Annotated in this window: 2 protein-coding genes; one reads left to right on the top strand and one right to left on the bottom strand. The window is 63.3% G+C overall.

Translation table 11 applies throughout. The features are described 5' to 3' along the window. Nucleotides 1-312: 312 nt before the first annotated feature. Nucleotides 313-1,785 carry a hypothetical protein gene (locus FJZ36_18935; protein MBM3216975.1) on the top strand — a complete coding sequence of 491 codons (1,473 nt, stop codon included), beginning with the start codon at nucleotides 313-315 and terminating at the stop codon, nucleotides 1,783-1,785. 324 nt (nucleotides 1,786-2,109) lie between these two features. Here the strand turns inward: FJZ36_18935 and FJZ36_18930 are convergent, their stop codons facing one another. Beyond that, a complete protein-coding gene (locus tag FJZ36_18930) occupies nucleotides 2,110-2,457 on the bottom strand; it encodes a hypothetical protein (GenBank protein MBM3216974.1) in 348 nt (115 codons plus the stop codon). Nucleotides 2,458-2,517 lie beyond the last annotated feature (60 nt).

Below are 2,517 nucleotides of genomic sequence, written 5' to 3'. Positions count from 1 at the left end.
ATGGCGATGCTGGGCACCGGCACGCTGAACCTCGACATGAAGGCTCCATGGGGCATCGGCGGACTCGATCCCCGCGAGCACGCGTCGAGCGCTGTCGGGCAGCGGTGCATGGAACTCGCTGCCGACGCCATCGGTCGGCGCGCGCAGGAGTTGCTCTCCTCGCTCCCGGAAGAACACCGCGCGTTCGGCAAGCCCGCCATCGCCGTGGGGTACTGGTGGATGGTCTGATCGTCCAACAACCTGCTTCGCTCGGCGGCGTCGCTGCATTCGGTTCGGTTCCCACGTCAGAACCTGAGCCCAAGGACTCGCCAGATGCGTACTTTCTATTGCGCAGGCTATTGCGCAGGACTGACACAAGCGCACCTGCGCTCGGTCGCGCGGTGGATCGCACGATCGGTTCTGCTGATCTGCGCGATGGAGGCTTACGCTGTGGCGAGTCCCATGCCGACGATGCCGAAGGTCCGCGTCTCTAGCGCTCGATTCGTGACGGACGCCGGGAAGCCCTACGTGCCGTTCGGGGTCAACTACTATCGACCTGGCACGGGTTGGGCTCCACAGGTGTGGCGACAGTTCGACGAAGATGCGACTCGACGCGATTTCGCACGTATCCGCGAGTTGGGCGGCAATTGCGTCCGCGTGTTCCTGACCTTCGGTTCCTTCTATTCCCAGCCGGAAGCGCTCGACGAGGATGGCGTTGCGAAGCTGGACCGGTTCCTCGACCTCGCTGACGAAGCAGGACTGTACGTCCATCCGACCGGGCCCGATCATTGGGAAGGGCTGCCGGAATGGATGAAGGGAGACCACTTTGCGGACGAGACGGTTGTGTCGGCTCTCGAGACGTTCTGGACGCTGCTGGCGACGCGATACAAGGGCAGGACGACGATCTTCGCCTACGATCTGCTCAATGAGCCGACCGTCCGTTGGGATACGCCCCACATGCTCCGCAAGTGGAACGCGTGGCTCGGCGTGCAGTACGGGACGCCGGAGCGCGCGGCACGCGCCTGGCACACCGATGTGCAGTCGCTCCAGTGGGGCAATGTGCCTGTGCCGGCTTCGGAGCCGAAGCCGGACGATCAGCGCCTCCTCGACTACCAGCACTTTCGAGAGTCCGTCGCCGACGAGTGGACTCGTCGCCAGGCGCAGGCGATCAAGGAAGCCGATCCAGACGCGCTGGTGACCGTGGGTCTCATTCAGTGGGCAGTGCCCATGCTCCTACCGACCGTGGCGCACTACGCGGCTTTCCGACCGTCGCGGCAGGCTCCCTACCTCGACTTCCTCGAAGTCCACTTCTACCCGTTGGACAGCGGCGCGTACCAGTATCGGACGCCGGAGGAGCGCGACCGGAACCTTGCCTACCTCGACGCGGTCGTGCGCGAAGTCGCTCGGTTTGGCAAGCCCGTGATTATCGCCGAGTTCGGCTGGTACGGCGGCGGCGGGTTCGGGAACAATGCTCCCGCCAGCGAGAAGCAGCAGGCGGATTGGTGCGAGTCGGTGGTGCGCACGACCGCCGGGCCCGCCTGCGGATGGCTCAATTGGGGGTTCCACGATCAGCCCGAAGCGAAGGACGTCAGCGTCCTGACGGGTTTGCTCAAAGCCGACGGCACGACGAAGGAGTGGGGTCGCCGCTTTGCCGCGCTCAGCGAGGAGCTGACCCGCTCGATGATCCCGAAGCGAGAGGCGGGTCAGAGACCCACGCTCGATTGGGACCCGTGCCTGACAGACCCAGCCGCCGGAAACGCGTTCCGAAAGGCGTTCTACGCGGCATACGCGCAGGAATCCCGCTGACCGTCCAGCGGATCCTGATCTGCTCCGCTAAGTTGGGACAGTGGGTGCGACGAGGAGTATCCACCGTTGATAGGCGTCGCGACGGATGTTCTGCGTCCGTTTGCGCGCGCGAGGTATCCGATGTTTCAGGAGGACGAAGAGCGGGGAGTAGGACTCCTGTGTTTTTCTCGTAGAGAGCATCTCGCGCCGCTTCGCCCACCAAGTAGCCCAACGCGTGGGCGATGAGCGTCAAGGCGATCGTCTTCTCCATCCGCCCCCGGCTCCTGTTCATCAGTCTGTCCAGGTGCAGAAGCGACTTCAGGTCTTTGAAACTCTCCTCGATCTTCATGCACTTCTCTTCATGCGCTTCTCGTAGAGTTCGAGACCCTTCTCCGGCTCCAACGACGTGATAACCCAAAGAGGTTCCTCGCATCCCTGCTTCCAGCGTCCCGCCAGATGCACGCGCGTGGTTCCCTTGTAGGAGACGTTCTTGGCAAAGACGGCCTTCCCAGGAGCCAGAGCCAACGCGATGAGATTGCCTGCCTTGTCCGTCAGTTGCACCCCGTTGCCGGTGTTCAGGCGGATGACGAAGGGTTGTTTCTCGCGCTTGAGGTCTCGAAGGAGCGCTTCATAGCTGAATTCCCGATCAAAGACGATGGAAACGTCCCTCAGCAGTCCCGAAGCGGTTGCCAACGCGGCGGCGATACGGTTCGTGGAGTCCGGGTCGCTGATGGACTGGCATCACAAGTGGCG

It is taken from the genome of Candidatus Poribacteria bacterium, assembly GCA_016866785.1.
Lineage (GTDB): Bacteria > Poribacteria > WGA-4E.
Note: the sequence above shows the minus strand (reverse complement) of the source record. Positions and strands in the feature narration are given on the sequence as shown.